Annotated in this window: 20 protein-coding genes; 6 read left to right on the top strand and 14 right to left on the bottom strand. The window is 74.6% G+C overall.

The genetic code is table 11. The features are described 5' to 3' along the window. Positions 1-23: 23 nt before the first annotated feature. Both C7M71_RS28930 and C7M71_RS28925 read right to left on the bottom strand, forming a co-directional pair. On the bottom strand, positions 24-788 hold the full coding sequence (locus tag C7M71_RS28930) for a polysaccharide deacetylase family protein (RefSeq protein WP_111492717.1): 765 nt from the start codon (positions 786-788) through the stop codon (positions 24-26). Between the two features lie 5 nt (positions 789-793). Continuing rightward, positions 794-1,645, bottom strand: a complete 852-nt coding sequence (locus C7M71_RS28925; RefSeq protein ID WP_407676004.1) for an SDR family NAD(P)-dependent oxidoreductase — start codon at positions 1,643-1,645, stop codon at positions 794-796. A 270-nt stretch (positions 1,646-1,915) separates the two neighbouring features. Between C7M71_RS28925 and C7M71_RS28920 the strand changes: the two genes are divergently transcribed. Continuing rightward, positions 1,916-3,043: an MGDG synthase family glycosyltransferase gene (locus C7M71_RS28920; RefSeq protein WP_407675956.1), complete on the top strand. Its 1,128-nt coding sequence runs from the start codon at positions 1,916-1,918 to the stop codon at positions 3,041-3,043. On the opposite strand, the gene C7M71_RS28915 is transcribed toward C7M71_RS28920, so the two are convergent. The 4 genes from C7M71_RS28915 to C7M71_RS28905 all read right to left on the bottom strand — a co-directional run bounded on the left by C7M71_RS28915 (position 3,003) and on the right by C7M71_RS28905 (position 4,858). Continuing rightward, positions 3,003-3,341, bottom strand: coding sequence for a hypothetical protein (locus tag C7M71_RS28915; RefSeq protein ID WP_111490846.1), 339 nt, complete (start codon positions 3,339-3,341; stop codon positions 3,003-3,005). The two genes, C7M71_RS28920 and C7M71_RS28915, sit on opposite strands and share 41 nt — an antisense overlap. Before the next feature lie 90 nt (positions 3,342-3,431). Beyond that, positions 3,432-4,124 carry a carbonic anhydrase gene (locus tag C7M71_RS28910; RefSeq protein WP_111490847.1) on the bottom strand — a complete coding sequence of 231 codons (693 nt, stop codon included), beginning with the start codon at positions 4,122-4,124 and terminating at the stop codon, positions 3,432-3,434. A 42-nt stretch (positions 4,125-4,166) separates the two neighbouring features. Continuing rightward, positions 4,167-4,310 (bottom strand): hypothetical protein, encoded by a 144-nt coding sequence (locus C7M71_RS30885; RefSeq protein WP_162824448.1) that lies wholly within the window; start codon positions 4,308-4,310, stop codon positions 4,167-4,169. Positions 4,311-4,444: 134 nt separating this feature from the next. Then, entirely contained in the window at positions 4,445-4,858 is a 414-nt protein-coding gene (locus C7M71_RS28905) for a subtilase-type protease inhibitor (RefSeq protein WP_111490848.1), read from the bottom strand. A 305-nt stretch (positions 4,859-5,163) separates the two neighbouring features. On the opposite strand from C7M71_RS28905, the gene C7M71_RS28900 reads away from it, so the two are divergent. Next, the gene (locus C7M71_RS28900) at positions 5,164-6,450 is read left to right on the top strand and encodes a glycoside hydrolase family 16 protein (RefSeq protein ID WP_111490849.1); all 1,287 of its coding nucleotides are present in this window, start codon (positions 5,164-5,166) and stop codon (positions 6,448-6,450) included. Between the two features lie 97 nt (positions 6,451-6,547). On the opposite strand, the gene C7M71_RS28895 is transcribed toward C7M71_RS28900, so the two are convergent. Next, on the bottom strand, positions 6,548-8,101 hold the full coding sequence (locus C7M71_RS28895) for an MFS transporter (protein WP_111490850.1): 1,554 nt from the start codon (positions 8,099-8,101) through the stop codon (positions 6,548-6,550). A gap of 130 nt (positions 8,102-8,231) precedes the next feature. Next, entirely contained in the window at positions 8,232-8,762 is a 531-nt protein-coding gene (locus tag C7M71_RS28890; RefSeq protein WP_162824446.1) for a 2'-5' RNA ligase family protein, read from the bottom strand. A gap of 115 nt (positions 8,763-8,877) precedes the next feature. On the opposite strand from C7M71_RS28890, the gene C7M71_RS28885 reads away from it, so the two are divergent. The 4 genes from C7M71_RS28885 to C7M71_RS28875 all read left to right on the top strand — a co-directional run bounded on the left by C7M71_RS28885 (position 8,878) and on the right by C7M71_RS28875 (position 11,721). After that, positions 8,878-9,705, top strand: a complete 828-nt coding sequence (locus tag C7M71_RS28885) for an LLM class F420-dependent oxidoreductase (RefSeq protein WP_111490852.1) — start codon at positions 8,878-8,880, stop codon at positions 9,703-9,705. A gap of 17 nt (positions 9,706-9,722) precedes the next feature. Further along, complete coding sequence (locus C7M71_RS28880; RefSeq protein WP_111490853.1) at positions 9,723-10,154, top strand: TIGR03668 family PPOX class F420-dependent oxidoreductase; 432 nt, start codon at positions 9,723-9,725, stop codon at positions 10,152-10,154. A 37-nt stretch (positions 10,155-10,191) separates the two neighbouring features. Continuing rightward, the gene (locus tag C7M71_RS30880) at positions 10,192-10,356 is read left to right on the top strand and encodes a hypothetical protein (protein WP_162824443.1); all 165 of its coding nucleotides are present in this window, start codon (positions 10,192-10,194) and stop codon (positions 10,354-10,356) included. Positions 10,357-10,689: 333 nt separating this feature from the next. Next, positions 10,690-11,721: an acetylserotonin O-methyltransferase gene (locus tag C7M71_RS28875; protein ID WP_229758988.1), complete on the top strand. Its 1,032-nt coding sequence runs from the start codon at positions 10,690-10,692 to the stop codon at positions 11,719-11,721. Positions 11,722-11,740: 19 nt separating this feature from the next. Here C7M71_RS28875 and C7M71_RS28870 read toward each other — a convergent pair whose 3' ends face one another. The 6 genes from C7M71_RS28870 to C7M71_RS28845 form a co-directional block, all read right to left on the bottom strand. Continuing rightward, positions 11,741-12,073, bottom strand: a complete 333-nt coding sequence (locus C7M71_RS28870) for a TcmI family type II polyketide cyclase (protein ID WP_111490854.1) — start codon at positions 12,071-12,073, stop codon at positions 11,741-11,743. 105 nt (positions 12,074-12,178) lie between these two features. Then, positions 12,179-12,673 carry an SRPBCC family protein gene (locus C7M71_RS28865; protein WP_111490855.1) on the bottom strand — a complete coding sequence of 165 codons (495 nt, stop codon included), beginning with the start codon at positions 12,671-12,673 and terminating at the stop codon, positions 12,179-12,181. 3 nt (positions 12,674-12,676) lie between these two features. Continuing rightward, a complete protein-coding gene (locus C7M71_RS28860; RefSeq protein ID WP_111490856.1) occupies positions 12,677-12,934 on the bottom strand; it encodes an acyl carrier protein in 258 nt (85 codons plus the stop codon). Between the two features lie 55 nt (positions 12,935-12,989). Beyond that, positions 12,990-14,231, bottom strand: coding sequence for a beta-ketoacyl synthase N-terminal-like domain-containing protein (locus tag C7M71_RS28855; RefSeq protein ID WP_111490857.1), 1,242 nt, complete (start codon positions 14,229-14,231; stop codon positions 12,990-12,992). Beyond that, positions 14,228-15,496, bottom strand: a complete 1,269-nt coding sequence (locus C7M71_RS28850) for a beta-ketoacyl-[acyl-carrier-protein] synthase family protein (RefSeq protein WP_111490858.1) — start codon at positions 15,494-15,496, stop codon at positions 14,228-14,230. The genes C7M71_RS28855 and C7M71_RS28850 overlap by 4 nt, the downstream gene beginning before the upstream one ends. Further along, entirely contained in the window at positions 15,493-15,927 is a 435-nt protein-coding gene (locus C7M71_RS28845; protein WP_111490859.1) for a cupin domain-containing protein, read from the bottom strand. Before C7M71_RS28845 ends, C7M71_RS28850 begins: the two co-directional genes overlap by 4 nt. Positions 15,928-15,939: the final 12 nt, after the last annotated feature.

Genomic DNA, 15,939 nt, shown 5'->3' with positions numbered 1-15,939 from the left:
ATGGGTTCCCGACGCACACGGCGTCAAACGCCCGGTGCGCCCTCCGCCGTACCGATGCCCCCGGTCCCGTGCTCGGCGAGCGGCCCCGGCTGCCAGCCGCGCCGCCGGCAGAACGCGGCGAGCAGCGGCAGGGCCTCCAGGGTGGTCCGCCAGGAGCCCGGCGCCGAGGTCCGGTCGGAGTCGTGGAGCAGTACGGTCCCGCCGCCGCGCAGGTCGCGGGCGACGGTCGCCAGTACGGACGCCGGGGTGGCGTCGGCGGTCCAGTCGCGGCCCCACGCCGACCAGAGGACCGGCCGCAGCCCCGCGTGCCGGGCGGCGGCCCACCGGCCGCCGGTGAGGACCCCGTAGGGCGGCCGGTACCAGCGGCACTCCGCTCCGGCCGCCTCCCGGACGGCCTCGGCGGCGCGGGCGAGCTCGCGGCGGTCCCGCAGCGGGGCGGGCAGCCAGGGCCGGGTGTGCGTCCAGCCGTGCAGCGCGAGCTCGTGGCCCTGCCGGGCGATCGAGGCGCAGAGCGCGGGGTGGGCGCGTACGGCCTCGCCGAGGACGAAGAAGGTGGCCCGCAGCCCCAGCCGGTCCAGGGCGGCCAGGATGTGCGGGGTGGAGCGGGGGTCCGGGCCGTCGTCGAAGGTGAGCGCCACATGGTCGGGGCGGCCGAGCCCGGCCAGGGCCGGGAGCAGCGTGCGGCGTACGGGCGGCAGCCAGCTTCCGGCCGGTCCGAGGTGACCGGCCGCCGCCAGCACCGGCAGGGCGGTGGCCAGCAGCAGCGGTGTCCGTGCGCGCGCTGCCATCGGGGTCAGCCGAACCGGGCGGCCAGGCGGCGGTACAGGCCGGGGGCGGCGCCGCGCAGCCGCGCGGGCAGGCGCAGCCAGCCGGGGACGAACACCTCGTCGCGGCCGTGCCGCACCGCGTCCCAGACCGCGTCGGCGACCTGCGCGGGCGGGATCGGCCGGGGGCGGGAACGCCGGTAGGGGGCACCCCTGCGGGTGAAGAAGGGGGTGTCGACCACACCGGGCACCACCAGGGTCACCCGGACGCCGGTTCCGGCGAGTTCATAGCGCAGGGAGTCGGCGAAGGCTCCCACGGCGGCCTTGGCGGCGGAGTACACCGCCTCCTCGCGCACCGCCACGGCCCCGGCGATGGACCCGATCAGCACCACGTGTCCGCTGCCGCGCCGCACCATCTGGGGCAGCACCAGCCGCACCAGGTGGAGGACGGCGGCCAGGTCCACGGTGACCACCTGGTGGATCGCGGCGACCGGCATACCGGTGAACGGCCCGGCCCAGCCGATACCGGCCCCGGCCACCAGCAGGTCGACCCGGCCGACGGCCTGCTGCGCCTGCTCGGCCAGGCGGGCGCAGCCGCCGGGGGCGGCCAGGTCGGCCGGGAGGGGCACGCCGTGGGTCTCGGCGGCGACCCGGCCGAGCCGCAGCGGGTCGCGTCCGGAGAGCAGCAGCCGCCAGCCGCCGGCCGCCGCCAGCCGGGCCGCGACGGCGGCGCCGATGCCGGAGGAGGCCCCGGTGATCAGGGCCACCGGGGCGGTGCTCGGCCCGGCGTCGGCGGGCCGGGCACCGGCGGGGCGGGCTGGTTCGGCGGGGCGGCCTCGGTCGGCGGGCCGGGCGGCGTCGGCGGGGCCGGTGCGCGGCAGGGTGGCGCCGGGCCCGGGCGGGCCGGGGTCGACGGGTGGACGGGTCCAGGGCGGGTGTACGGCCCCCACGGCGGGCTCCTTGGGTGGGCTGTGTGCCGAGAACCCTGCGGGTATCCGCAGCGGGGCGGGATAAACCCGGGAGGCGGGCGGATTCTTCACCCTCGGTGTCGAATCAGTCGCCTAGGGTGAGCAGAGTGCGGGGCCGCCGCTGCCCGGTCGGGCCCGCGCGGCGAGGTCCGCAGAGGAGTCCGCAGAGGAGGGTGCGATTCCGTGGCGCAGCGGTTCCTGATTCTCAGCGCCCGCATGGGCGCCGGCCATGACGCGGTCGCGGCGGAGCTGGGCCGCCGCCTGGCCGGGGGCGGCCACCGGGTGGTCCGGGCGGATGTCCTGGACCTGCTGCCCGGGGGGCTGGGCGCCGCCGTGCAGGCCGGCTACCGGGCGGCCGTCCGGCGGCTGCCGTGCGCCTATGCGGCGGTGTACGCGGCGTTCTTCCGGCCCGGCCAGGGCCCTCGGCCCGGCAGTGCGCCGCTGGCCGGGCTGGCGGCCGAGCGGCTGCTGGCGCTGGTCCGGGAGGAGCGGCCGGACGCGGTGGTGCCGGTCTTCCACCTCGCCGCCCAGCTGACCGGTCGGCTACGCGCAGAGGGCAGGCTGCGGGTCCCCGGCGTGGTGGTGGTCACCGACTTCGCCGTCCACCGGCAGTGGCTGCACCGGGGCAATGACGTCCACCTCTGCGTCTGTCCGGAGGCGGCGGCGGAGGTGCTGCGCGCCACCGGGCGGCCGGCTGCGGCGCCCGGGCCGGTGGTGCCGCCGGAGTTCCGCTCCCCCGCGCCGGGCGCTGCGCGCTGGTGGCAGGTGCTGGCCGGGGTCGGCGGCGGGCGGCCGGCGGTGCTGCTCTCCGCCGGGGCGTGGGGGACAGGCTCGGGGCTGCTGGGAACGGCCGGGATGCTGAGCCGGGCGGGGTATCTGCCGGTGGTGCTCTGCGGTCGCAACGACCGGCTGCGGGCACGGCTGGACCGCCGGCCCGGGGTGATGGCGTGCGGCTGGGTCGCTGATCTGCCCGGGCTGATGGGAGCCTGCGGGGCGCTGGTGGACAACGCGGCCGGCCAGACGGCGGTGCAGGCGCTGGCGGCGGGGCTGCCGGTGGTCGGCTACCGGCCGATTCCCGGGCATGGCCTGGCGGGGGTCCGCCGGATGGGCGAGATCGGGGTCGCCGCGTACGCCCGCGACCCATGGGAGCTGGTCGCGGCGCTGGACGCGGCGACGGCCGGGGAGGGAAGGGAGCGGAGCATCGCGGCGGGGCGGTCGCTCTTCGCCGGCGATACGGCCGAGCTGGTGGCGGAAGCCACGCAGGGGCGGTTCAGCGGATGCCGTACGGGGCCCGGGACAGTCGGCTCATGATCTGCAACAGCGGCCCCCACTGGTAGGCGTCCAGGTCGCGGACCTGCTGGTCCTCGCGGATGTGGGCGCTCCGCAGCAGTTCGTGGGCGGTGAGCGAACCCATGCCGGGCAGTGCCCGCAGCAGCGCGGCGACCGGCATCTGCGCGGCATCCTGGTCGCCTCGGCCTGCGGCGCGGAGCACCCGGGTCAGCCCGATCACACCGTCGGTGGACACCTCACTGAGCAGTTCGGCGCGGATGTGCGGGTGCACGGCCGCGCCGCCGGAGGTGCCGGTCTCCCAGGAGTTGCGTCGAGTCATACGTCGCCTCCTCGTCGTCCGCCCTCCATGCTACGCGTCCGCTGTGCGGCGCAGAGGGGGTACGGACGGCGAGGAGGCGGCGGTGTGGGGTCAGACCGCTCCGGCGTCGAAGGGGGCCCGGGCGGCGGCGAGCCCTTCGGTGGCCTGGAGTGCTTCGGCGGCTTCCAGGCCCCGGGCGGAGACCAGCCGGGCGCTGCCGTCGGCCAGCCGATAGGACAGGCCCACCACGGCCGCCCGGCCCTCGGCGACCTCGTCGGCCAGCACCCGGGAGCGGTCGAGCAGCAGGTCCACCGTCTGGCGGATGTGCTCGTCCACGATCTCGTCGGGGTGGTCGATTCCGGCGGCGCGGGCGGCCAGCACGCTCGGGGTGACCCGTTCCACCACATCGCGTACATAGCCCGCCGACCGGGGCAGCCCGTCGACCAGCGCGGAGCGAGCCGCCGCCACGGCGCCGCAGGAGTCATGGCCGAGCACCACGACCAGACGGCACTCGAGCATGCTCACCCCGTACTCGATGCTGCCGAGCACCTCGGGGCCGAGCACATGGCCGGCGGTCCGTACCACAAAGAGGTCTCCGAGCCCTCGGTCGAAGATGATCTCGGCGGCCAGCCGGGAGTCGGAGCAGCCGAAGAGGACGGCGAAGGGATGTTGGACGGGAGCGAGTGCCGCGCGGCGCTCGGCGTCCTGGTTGGGGTGCTCGGGCACGCCCGAGACGAAGCGCTGATTACCGGCCAGCAGCAGCCCGAACGCTTCGTCAGGCACGGATGTTCGAGGATTCGCCATGACGGCAGAATACGCGTCCCGGGGGCCGGACGCCCGCAGTGATCACTCCTCGAAATCGTCGCCCTCGGCCTGGGAGTGGTCCTGGGCGTGGGCGGTCTGCTCCGATGTGGTGTCCTCGACGAGCGGTTCGCCCGTCTCGTCGGCGGCGGCCTCCGGCGCGTCGACGGGTGGCTCCGGCTGGGACATCGCGGCCTCCCTCGGGGATCGGGAGCGGAACGTCTGGACCTTTCCAGCATGCCTCCGCCGCTCCGGCGCCTGCCACGACGGCACGGAGGCGACACGGCGGGGGCGGCGCAGCGGAGGCGGCGCAGCGGGGGCGGTCAGAAGTCGAAGACCGGGCCACGGGCGGCGAGCAGTACGCAGCGGTTGGCGAACGACCCCCGGTAGGAGACCTGCCTGCCGCGCCACACGCCCTCGGCCGTGACCGTCACCGGGTCGGCGGTGGCCGGGCAGCGGCGCTGCCTGCCGCGGAGTGCGGCGAAGGAGCCGCCGCTCCGGGCGAGCAGGGCACATGCCTGCTCCGGGGCGGGGTGGGTACCGGACGGGGTCGGGGCGCAGCTGAGGGTCACCGCCCGGGCGACGGAGGCGTCAGGGTCGGTTCCGCCGCCGGGGCTGAGCGTGAGCACCAGGGCGCTCGGCGGGTAGAGCCCGGCCGGGGCGGCGGAGGCCAGTCCGGTGGTGGCGGCCAGCAGGCCGGCGGCGGTGATGAGCGTGGTACGCAGGCGGTTGCGCATGGCGGTCACTCCTCGGGGCGTGGTTACCGGACATCGGACGCCGGTCTCTCCGCTCGTCCGGCATGAGGGACAGTCAGGCATCAGGTCGGTGGGCAGCGCCCGCGACGCGCCGGAATGGCCGACAATGACCGGAATCCCACGATCCGTTATGTGATGCGATCGACCATGTCCGGAGAACGTCGCACTGGTACAGACCAGAGGCTTGACGCCACCACAGACCGGGAGTTGAATCACGGCGCGAACTAAGAGGCGAACTATTTGCCTGTCAGGTACTCGACAATCGCATTCACCGGCCAGGAGGAGACATGGAACAGACCGTCCGGAGACGACCCCGGCGCCACCCCCTGATGCTGCTGCTCCTGGCCGTCATCGCGGCCTTCGGCATCGCCGCCGGCGCCCTCGGCCCGGGAGCCTCCCCCGCCGCAGCCGCCGTCGGCGGGCTGACCTGGTCGGACGAGTTCGACGGCCCTGCGGGCAGCGCCCCCAACCAGGCCAAGTGGCGGAACGAGACCGGCGGCAGCGGCAACGGCAACAACGAGCTCCAGTACTACACGGCCGGCGCCGCCAATGCCGCCCTGGACGGCCAGGGCCATCTGGTGATCACCGCCCGCAAGGAGAACCCCGGCGGCTACAACTGCTGGTACGGCTCCTGTCAGTACACCTCCGCGCGGCTGAACACCGCGAGCACCTTCACCCAGGCGTATGGGCGCTTCGAGGCCCGGATCAAGATCCCCCGGGGCAAGGGCATCTGGCCGGCCTTCTGGATGATGGGCAATGACATCGGCAGCGTCGGCTGGCCCAACAACGGCGAGATCGACGTCATGGAGAACATCGGCAGCGAGCCCGGCACCGTGCACGGCTCCCTCCACGGCCCCGGCTACTCCGGCGGCAACCCGCTCACCGGCGGCTACACCCTGCCCGGCGGTCGCGCGCTGGCCGATGACTTCCACACCTACTCGGTGGACTGGGCGCCCGGCTCGATCAGCTTCGCCATCGACGGCCAGGTCTACGAGACCCGCACCCCCGCCGACGCCGGCGGCAACCGCTGGGTCTTCGACCACCAGTTCTTCCTCATCCTCAACCTGGCGGTCGGCGGCTCCTGGCCCGGCTCGCCCGACGGCAGCACCAGCTTCCCCCAGCAGATGACCGTCGACTACGTCCGCGCCTACGCCTGGGACAGCGGCAACAACGGTGGCGGCGGTACGCCCACCGGTGCGATCAAGGGCCTGGCCGGCAAGTGCGTGGACGTCGCCGCCGCCAGCAACGCCAATGGCACCCAGGTCCAGCTCTACGACTGCAACGGCACCACGGCGCAGCAGTGGACCATGGCCGCCGACGGCTCGGTCCGGGCGCTCGGCAAGTGCCTGGACGTGGCCTCCGGCTCCACCGCCGACGGCGCCAGGGTGCAGCTGTACGACTGCAACGGCAGCGGAGCCCAGCGCTGGGTCTACTCCTTCGGCCGTGACCTGGTGAACCCGCAGGCCAACAAGTGCCTCGACGTCACCGGCAACACCTCCGCCAACAGCACCCCGCTCCAGATCTGGACCTGCACCGGCGGCGCCAACCAGAAGTGGACCGTCCCCACCGGCTGACCAGCTGACCAGCTGACCGGCTGACCCAGACCCCGGTCGCGGCACGCCCAACCGCCGAGCGTGCCGCGACCGGTCACCACCACCGGCCTGCTGCCGGTCAGCGCGACCGGTCGGCGGGCGGCTCAAGCGGAGGAGCGCCGACCGCGCAGTGCCGCCGACCCGGCGGCGGCGGTACCGGACCCTCGCCGCCAGCCCCCTCGGGACCCTCCCGCAGCACATCCGACCGGATGGTGCACCAGGCCAGCACCGCGCCCGCGACCAGCAGACCGGCGCAGACCAGCAGCGCGGAGTGGAACGCCCGGCCGAAGGCCACCGGATCGTGGTAGTGGCGGCCGGAGAGCCCCGCCACCAGCGGCAGGGCCGCCACCGCGATCAGCCCGGCGGCCCGCGCCACCGCGTTGTTGACCCCCGAGGCGATCCCGGCGTGCCGCTGCGCCACCGAACCCAGCACGGTCGCGGTGAGCGGCGCCACGGTCGTGGCCAGCCCCAGGCCGAAGAGGGCGACCGCAGGCAGCACATCGGACAGATAGCCGGCGGAGGTGCCGATCCGGGTCATCAGCAGCAGTCCCGCCGCGCAGACCGCCGGACCGACCGTCATCGGAATCCTGGGCCCGATCCGCTCCGCGAGCCGTCCGGCCCGCTCCGAGAGGGCCAGCATGATCACCGTGATCGGCAGCAGCGAGGAACCGGCCTTGAGCGCGGAGAAACCGGCCTGGATCTGAAGGTCCAGCACCAGGAAGAAGAAGACCCCGCCGAGCGCCGCATAGACCGCGAAGGTGACCGCATTGGCGGCGGTGAACTGCCGCTCGGCGAAGACCGACCCCGGCAGCATGGGGTGCCGGCTGCGCAGCTCGACCAGCACAAAGGCGGCCAGCGCGGCGGCGCCGACCGCACCCGTGACCGCGATCACCGCCGGGTCGGCCCCGGGCTCGGCCGCCCCGATCAGCGCATAGGTGACCCCCGCGAGACCGGTCGCGGCGCAGAGCGCGCCCAGCCAGTCGAAGCCGCCGGTCGCGGTCTCGTCCCGGCTCTCCGGGACATGCGTCACCCCGATCGCCACCACCACGGCGGCCAGCGGGACATTGATGAAGAAGACCCAGCGCCAGTTCACCGCGTCCACCAGCCAGCCGCCGAGCAGCGGCCCCAGCGCGCCCGCGATACCGCCCAGCCCGGACCAGACGCCGATCGCCCGGGCCCGGTCGCGCTGGGCGAAGGACGCCTGGATGAGGGCGAGCGAGCCGGGGGTGAGCAGCGCTCCCCCGGCGCCCTGAAGTGCCCGGGCGGCGATCAGCAGGCCGATGCCCGGTGCCAGCCCGCAGAGCAGCGAGGCGACCGCGAACCAGACGGTGCCGACGACGAAGATCCGGCGGCGGCCGAAGCGGTCCCCCAGCGACCCGCCGAGCAGGATCAGCGCGGCCAGGGTCAGGGTGTAGCCGTTGACGGTCCACTGGAGCCCCGCGAGGGAGGCGTGCAGGTCGGCGCCGAGCGTGGGCAGCGCCACATTGACCACGGTGGAGTCGAGCAGGGTCATCCCCGACCCGATGACCGCAGCGCCGAGCACCCAGCGTCCGTCCGCCCGCCCGAGGCGGACACCGCCGGAGGGTACCGGTCCGGAGGGAGCCGAGCCGGAGGAGTGCGGGTGAACCGTCATGGCAGCCTCCGCCTCCGCAGTCGGCGGCGGGCCTCTCCCGCGCCCGCCCGCATACCCACGGCGTACCCGCGCAGCCACCGGGGATGCGGAGTCGGCCGAGGAGGGTTCAGCCCTCGCCCGGCGGGAGGGCTCAACCCGCGCCGAGCGGGACGGTCTGCCGGGTCTCGGTGTCGTAGCTGCGCCCGGCGTCCAGTACGCCGGGCAGGTCGGGCAGCCTGCCCAGCACCTCCAGGGCGGTGATCAGCTGGTCGGGCTCCATCCGCCGGGTCAGGCCCAGGTGGGGCATCCAGCGTCCCGGCAGGTAGAAGGGGTGCGGCTCCTCGGCGTCCGCCAGCTCCCGCCAGACCGCGCCGTGCAGCGCCAGCAGCTCGGCCGTGGGGACGACGCCCCAGGACAGCACCCGGCGGCGGCTGCGGGCGCTGAAGGAGAGCAGCCCGGAGAGCCGTACCTGGAGCGGCAGCGCCGGTGCGGCCAGCAGCGCGTCGATCCGCTCCTGCGCGCCCGGCGGAAAGCTGCCGGCCGCCGCCAGGGTGAGGTGCGGGCGGTGCGTGGGATGGGTGTTGAGGCTCAGGCCGGGCAGCCCTGCCTCGGCCAGCCGGTCCCACACCGCGCGCACCGCCTCGTCGAAGGCAGGGTCGCAGGTCAGCTCCACGGTACGCACCGGTCCACGGTATCCGCGGGCCCGGCCGGCGCCCGCTCCGGGATCGGGTGGCGCGGCGCGGGGTAGGCGGCAGGGTGCAGGGAGCAGCCGGTGACCGACCATCGAAGGAGCCGCCGTGAAGTTCGGGATCTCGACCTTCATCACCGACGAGGGCATCGCCCCGACCGCGCTGGGCCGGGCGGTGGAGGAGCGGGGGTTCGACTCGCTCTTCATCGCCGAGCACACCCACATCCCGGTGCGCCGGGAGTCCCCCTACCCGGGCGGCGGCGAGCTGCCTCGGATGTACTACCGGACGCTGGACCCCTTTGTGGCGCTCGCCGCAGCCGCCGCCGTCACCGAGCGGCTGCTGCTGGGCACCGGGATCGCGCTGGTGGTCCAGCGCGACCCGATCACCACGGCCAAGGAGGTGGCCTCGCTGGACGTGGTGTCGGGCGGGCGGGCGGTGTTCGGCATCGGGATCGGCTGGAACCGCGAGGAGATGCGGGACCACGGGACGGACCCGCGCACCCGGGGTCGGCTGGCCGACGAGCGGGTACGGGCGATCCGCGAGCTGTGGACGCGGGACGAGGCGGAGTTCCACGGGGAGTTCGTGGACTTCGACCCGGTCTTCAGCTGGCCCAAGCCGGTGCAGCGCCCGCATCCGCCGATCTACGTCGGCGGCGGAGCGGCCGCCTTCGCCCGGATCGCCGAGTACGGCGACGCCTGGCTGGCCAACAGCGGGTCGCCGCAGGAGCTCGGCCCGCAGCTGGAGCGGCTGCGCGAGACGGCCGGGCGCCCGGTGCCGGTCACCGTGTACGCGGCGCAGCAGGAGCGGCCGGAGGACCTGGAGGGGTATCGGGAGCTGGGGGTCGAGCGGGTGCTGCTCTATCTGCCGACCCGGCCCGAGAAGGAGACCCTGGAGGACCTGGACGGGCTGGCGGAGACCGCCGCCCGCTTCCGCTGAGGTCCGGGCGGCGTCCGATGCCGAGCCTGGAGCCGCCCCGCGCGCGGGTCTGCTTCGCGGCCTGCCGGATCGCCCGGCTGGCCACCGCCGACGCGGAGGGCCGCCCGCATCTGGTGCCGGTGGTCTTCGCGGTGGACGGGGACACCGTGGTCACGGCCGTCGACCACAAGCCCAAGCGGTCCACCCGGCTGCGCAGGCTCGCCGACATCGCCGCCAACCCCGCCGTCTGCCTGCTGGCCGACGGCGGCTACCAGGAGGACTGGGCGCTGCTCTGGTGGGCGCAGGCCCGGGGGCGGGCCCGGGTGGTCCCGGCGGACGGCGATCCGGTGCTGCGGGCACGGGCCGTGGCGCTGCTCTGCGCCAAGTACCCGCAGTACCGGGAGCGGCCCCCGGCGGGTGCGGTGATCGCGGTCGAGGTCACCCGCTGGCTGGGCTGGCGGGCGTCCTGACCGCGCGGCACCGGGCCGGGGTCCGCTCCGGTTCGGTGTGCAGGGTGCGGCCGACGTCCCGGGCCAGGCCGGCCGACCCCTGCCGCAGCGCGGGGACGAACGCGGCGCACAGCTCGCCAAGCACGGGGGCGCGCGCCGGGGCACTTCCCTGCTGACCGCCTCGGTCCGGGCCGTCCCGGCCGCCGTCAACCGCGCCCGGTAGCCGCCCGCGCGGATGGCCCCGCCGCACCGGAGACCGGGCGGCGGGGCCATCCGCCATGGGGCCTTCTCCCCTGTCAGGCGGCAGTGGAGAGACGGGCCTGCCGGGGGTGCGCCGCCGGGGCGACGGCCATTCGGGTCGTCCCCACCGGGGCCCGGCCGCGCCACTCGGCCGCGCCCGCCCGCGTCGGCGACCGTGGAAGGCGGCGCATCCGCTCGCCGCCTCCACCAGCGCAGAAACCTTCCACCAGCAGGTGCCTCCTGCCAGCGGACGCCTCCTCCCGACAGGCAGCTCCTCCCAGCAGGCACCTCCTCCCACGTAGAAAAGGGGTCCCCCATGGACAGCCCGGCGACCGCCACCCCGTCCGCAGCCATGCGACTGCGCGAACTGGCCTTCAGCGCCGCCTCGGCGGCGGCCGTCCGCGCCGCCGTCCGCCTCGGCGTCCCCGACGCGCTCGGCGACACGCCCACCACGGCCGGCGAGCTGGCCGCCGCCGTGGACGCCGACCCGCAGGCGCTGCGCCGCCTGCTGCGCGCGCTGACCTGCCAGGGCGTCTTCGCCGAGGACGGCGAGGGGCGGTTCGTCCACACCGAGATGTCGCGGATGCTGCGCGAGGACACCCCGCGCTCGATGCGCTATGTGTCGCTCTGGACCACCGAGCCGTGGACCTGGGAGGCATGGCCCCGGCTGGACGAGGCGGTGCGCAGCGGCGGCCATGTCTTCGGCGAACTGCACGGCAAGGACTTCTTCAGCTACCTGCACGAGGACGCGCCCGAGTCGGCGGAGGTCTTCAACCGGGCGATGACCCACTCCAGCCGGCAGTCCGCCCAGGACATCGCGGAGCTGCTGGACCTGCGGGGCGTCTCCGTGGTCGCCGACATCGGCGGTGGCCAGGGCCATGTGCTGGCGGGCCTGCTGGAGCGCAACCCGGACCTGCGCGGCGCCCTGCTGGACCTGCCCGACGTGATCGCCCACGCCGACCCCCGGCTGCGCGACGGCGGCGCGCTGGCCTCGCGGGTGGACCTGGTGCCGGGCGACTGCCGCCGGGAGATCCCGGTGCAGGCGGACCTCTACATCATCAAGAACATCCTGGAGTGGGACGACCGTTCCACCCGCGCGACCCTGCACAACGCGGTCGCCGCCGCCCGGCCGGGCGCGCGGGTGCTGGTGATCGAGAACCTGGTGGACGAGACCGCCTCGATGCCGTTCACCTCCGCCATGGACCTGCTGCTCCTGCTGAACGTGGGAGGCCGCAAGCACACCCAGGACAGCCTGGTGGCGCTGATGGAGGAGGCCGGGCTGAAGGTCGGCGACGTCCGCCCGGTCAACCCCTACCTGCACGCCTTCGACGGCGTGGTACCCGAGTAGGGGTCGCCGGCGGGGCCGATCACGCGGTCCGGTCACGCTCCCAGCGGTAGAACTCGCGGGCCATGGCGTCCTTGGGTTCCTGCCAGGTCAGCGGGTCGTAGGCGGAGACGAACGGCTGGAGCCGCTCGCTGACGTCCCGGAACTCCGGGTGGCCGGCGTACTTGGCCACCTCGGGGCCCGGCGGCCGGTCGGCCTCGATGAGGTGCAGGTAGACCTCGCCGAACTGGAACAGGCTGCGGCCGCGCACCCCGATCAGGTGCGGCAGTTGGCCACGGTCGGAGGCGGCGAAGACCTCGGCGATGTCGGGGGCGGCGTCGGGCTTCATACGGGCGACGATCAGAGATCGGTACACGGTGGGTGCCTCCTCGGAAGCGGAGAGTGTCGGGTCGGGCCCGGCCGACGGCGTAGTGGTCCGCCGTCGGCCGGGCCCGGGGGCCGGGGCCGGGCGGTCGGTGCGTCAGCCGGTGACGGCGGCGGCCGGGTCCGCGCCCAGCTCACGGGCGCGCTGCTCGACCTTGTCGCGGATGAGCTCCATCTGGACGACCGAGTTGCGGTTGATGTGCTCGGTCATGCCCTTGTCGTCGACCGGCGCCTCGGGCTTCATGGCGAAGTCCTGGATCCACCGCATACGGGTGCCGCCGGGCACCTCCTGGTACTCCCAGCGGATGTCCATGAAGCGGAACGGCCCGGTCTCGACCCGGCGGGCGGTGACGGTGTGGGTGACCGGGTCGGGCTCGCGCTCGCTGACCCAGCTCCAGACCTGGCCGTTCTCGTCCGGGTGCATGGTGAGCCGGAAGGTGGTCTTCCGCCCCTCCCGCCGGACCACCTCCACCTCGGCGTACTCGCTGAACAGCTGCGGCCACGCCTCCAGGTCGTTGGTGATCTCCCAGGTGAGGGCGAGGGGCGCGGCGATGACGATCTCGTTGTCGGTGTGTCCGACGCGTGCGGTCATGGTTCAGACTCCTGAGGTGAGGCGGTCGTTGGCGAGGGCCACGAACTCGTGCGGGGTCTTGCAGGACTCGGCGCCCGGCCCGATCGGCGTGCCGTGGCGGTTCTCCAGCGCGGCGACGACCCCGAGCAGGCCGAGCGAGTCCAGCCCGAACTCCTCGAAGGTCGCGGTGGGCCGGCTCTCCAGCTCTCCGGGGTCGACGGCGACACCCGCGCAGGACTTCATCAGCGAGGCCAGTTCGTCGAAGGTCAGAGCTTCGTTCATCAGAGGGTTCTCCTTCGCAGGTGGCGGCCGTTGGGCAGAGGCGCGGGCGCCCCGGTCACGGCCGGTCGGTGCCGCTGCCCCGACGCAGTACGAGTGCGGCGTTGCAGCCCATCAGTCCCCGGCTGAGCACCAGGGCGGTGCGCAGCTCGGCGGGACGGGCGGTGCGGGTCACCAGGTCGAGGTCGTGGCAGATGTCCACGACGTTCGGCGTGGGGGGCACCACCCCGCTCTCCATGGCCAGTACGGCGGCGGCCACGTCCAGCACCGGTCCGCCGCAGTACGCCCTGCCGATGCCGGTCTTGGGCGCGGTGACCGGGACGCGGGCGGCACGCCGGCCGAGCACATCGGCCAGTGCCAGGGCCTCGGCGCGGTCGGCCTCGGGGACGCCGAGCGCGTCGGCGAAGACCACGTCGACCTCCTCGGGCGCGCAGCCCGCCTCGTCCAGGGCTGCCCGGACGGCGTGCGCCAGCCCGTCGCGGGACCGCTGCCAGCCGTCGGTCCCGGTGAAGGTGGCGGCGTGCCCGGCGACCAGGGCGCGGACGGTCGCGCCGCGTTCGCGGGCCGCCGCCGCCTCCTCCAGCACCAGCATCCCGCCGCCCTCGGCGGGGGCGAACCCGCAGGCGTCGGCGGTGAACGGCAGGTAGGCGCGGGCCGGGTCCTCGGACCGGCTCAGCTCCTCGTAGCCGAGCTGGCAGACGGCCGAGTACGGGGCCAGCGGAGCCTCGGCGGCGCCGACCACCACCGCCCGCGCACCGCGCCGGATGCCCCGGCGGGCGTGCGCGAGGGCGTCCAGGCCGCCGGCCTCGTCATTGGCCAGCACCCCGCAGGGCCCCTTGAAACCGCCTCGGATGGAGATCTGACCGGTGCTGGCCGCGTAGAACCAGGCGATCGACTGGTACGGGCCGACGAACCGGGGTCCCTTGCCCCACAGCTGCTGGAGCTCGCGCTGGCCGAACTCACCGCCGCCGGAGCCGGCTGCGGTGACCACCCCGATGTCGAAGGGCGCTCCGCCGTGGGTGTCCAGTCCGGCGTCGGCCAGCGCCAGGTCGGCGGCGGCCATGGCGAAGTGGCTGAACCGGTCGGTCTGCACGACGAACCGGGGCTCCACCGCCTCCTGCGGGTCGAAGCCGCGTACCTCGCCGGCCACCCGCAGCGGCAGTTCCTCGCAACCCTCGCTGGTGACCCGGTCCAGGACCGCGACGCCCTCCCGGGTCGCCTTCCAGAAGGCGTCGGCGCCGATGCCGTTCGGGGCCACCACCCCGATGCCGGTCACCACCGCGCGGCGTTCGCTGCTCATGCTGTCCTCCCATTGCCCCGGTCCAGGACCACCGCCGACTGGAAGCCGCCGAACCCGCTGCCCACCGAGAGCACGGTCCGCAGCGGCACCTCGCGGGCCGTACGGGGCACGTAGTCGAGGTCGCACTCGGGGTCGGGGGTCTCGTAGTTGGCGGTGGGCGGTACGACGCCCCGGGCCAGCGCCAGGGTGCAGGCGGCCAGCTCGATCGCGCCGATCGCCCCCAGCGAGTGGCCCACCATGGACTTGATGGAGCTCATGGGGGTCTCGTAGGCGTGCGCCCCCAGCGACCGCTTGACCGCGGCGGTCTCATGGCGGTCGTTCTGCTGGGTGCCCGAGCCATGGGCGTTGACGTAGTCGATGTCGCCCGGGTCGATCCGGGCGTCCGCCAGCGCGGTGTCGATGGCGTGCGACATCTCCAGGCCCTCCCGGGTCAGCCCGGTCATGTGGTAGGCGTTGCCGAAGGTGGCGAAGCCCCGGATCTCGCAGAGGACGCGGGCGCCGCGCCGCCGGGCGTGCTCCAGCTCCTCCAGTACCAGCACCGCAGCTCCCTCGCCGAGCACAAAGCCGTCCCGCTCCGCGTCGAACGGCCGGGAGGCGTGCGCCGGGTCGTCGTTGCGGGTGGAGGTGGCCTTGATGGCGTCGAAGCAGGCCACCGTGATCGGCGAGATCGGCGAGTCGGAGGCACCGGCCAGGATCACATCGGCCTTTCCCTCCTCGATGGCGTGGAAGGCGTAGCCGACGGCGTCCAGGCCGGAGGTGCAGCCGGTGGAGACGGTCTGCACCGGGCCGTGGGCGCCCATGTCCTCGGCCACCTCGGAGGCGAGTGCGCTGGGCGAGAAGGCCCGGTGCAGATGGGGTCCGGCCCGCAGGTGGTCCACCCCCCAGCGCTGCCCGGAGCCGGAGACCTCGACATAGTCGTGCTCCAGCCGGGTGGTGCCGCCCACCGCCGTACCCAGCGAGACCCCGATCCGCCACGGGTCCTCGCGGGCGGTCTCCAGCCCGGAGTCGCGCAGCGCCTCACCGGCGGCGGCCAGGGCGAACTGCACATAGCGGTCGGCACGTCGGGCGCGCTGCCGGTCCACTCCGCACGCCGCCGCGTCGAAGTCGCACTCGGCGGCGATGCGGGAGCGGAACCCCTCGGGGTCGAAGAGCGTGATACCGCGGGTCGCGGTACGCCCGGCGGTGAGCAGGTCCCAGAACGCCGGCACGCCCACGCCCCCGGGAGCGACGACGCCCAGCCCGGTGACCGCAACCCGCCGGGTCACGCTCGGGCCTCCACGGCGGAGGCCGGGCCGCCGGCCCCGGCGGCTTCGGTCTCCTCGGTGTCCACATGCCCGAGTTCGGGGCGCGGCGCCAGCGGGCCGAGGTGGAAGACCATCCGGGCCTCCACCCGGCCGACATTGCGGAAGCGGTGCCGCATATTGCGGGGGATCATCAGCCCCTGGTCGGGGGCGAGGGGGTAGGCGACGCCGTCCAGGTCCACTTCGAGGGCGCCGCAGACGACATGGACGAACTCCTCGGAATAGGGGTGGTAGTGCTCTCCGATGCGCTCGCCGGGCTGCACGATCGCCACGCCCATGAACCCGCTGGTCGCTCCGACGGTGGTGGGGGTCAGCATGGCGCGCAGGTCACCGCCGCGCCGGCGGTTGGGCTCGATCTCGTGCAGGTCCACGATGCGTGGTGGTGTGGTGGTCATGGGCGTTGCCTC

It is taken from the genome of Peterkaempfera bronchialis (genome assembly GCF_003258605.2).
Lineage (GTDB): Bacteria > Actinomycetota > Actinomycetes > Streptomycetales > Streptomycetaceae > Peterkaempfera > Peterkaempfera bronchialis.
This window is presented reverse-complemented; position numbering and strand designations above follow the sequence as displayed.